The 267-nt window shown below is 66.3% G+C and carries 1 protein-coding gene; it reads left to right on the forward strand.

Going from position 1 to position 267, the window contains the following annotated elements; all coding sequences use genetic code 11:
- A partial coding sequence (locus MTCD1_RS19345) for an efflux RND transporter permease subunit (protein WP_143760188.1) occupies positions 1 to 267 on the forward strand: 267 nt, incomplete at both ends.

Consider the following 267-nt stretch of genomic DNA (forward strand, 5'->3'; position numbering starts at 1 on the left):
CGATCTGGATGCGGCTCTCAAGGGCTTCTCCGCGAACACTTCCGGCGGCTTCCTGGAGATCAATGGCCGCGAGTACCTGATCCGCAACCTGGGCCGCACGTCCCGACTCGACGACCTGCGTAACCTGCCTCTCGCGGTGCGTGCGGGCCAGCCCATCCTGCTCCACCAGGTCGCCGATGTTCAGTTTGCGCCAGCCATCAAGCGCGGCGATGCGGGCTTCGAGGGCCTGCCAGCCGTGATCCTGGGCATCCAAAAGCAGCCCACGGC

The sequence above is a fragment of the Colwellia marinimaniae genome (genome assembly GCF_002207865.1).
GTDB classification, from domain to species: domain Bacteria; phylum Pseudomonadota; class Gammaproteobacteria; order Enterobacterales; family Alteromonadaceae; genus Colwellia; species Colwellia marinimaniae.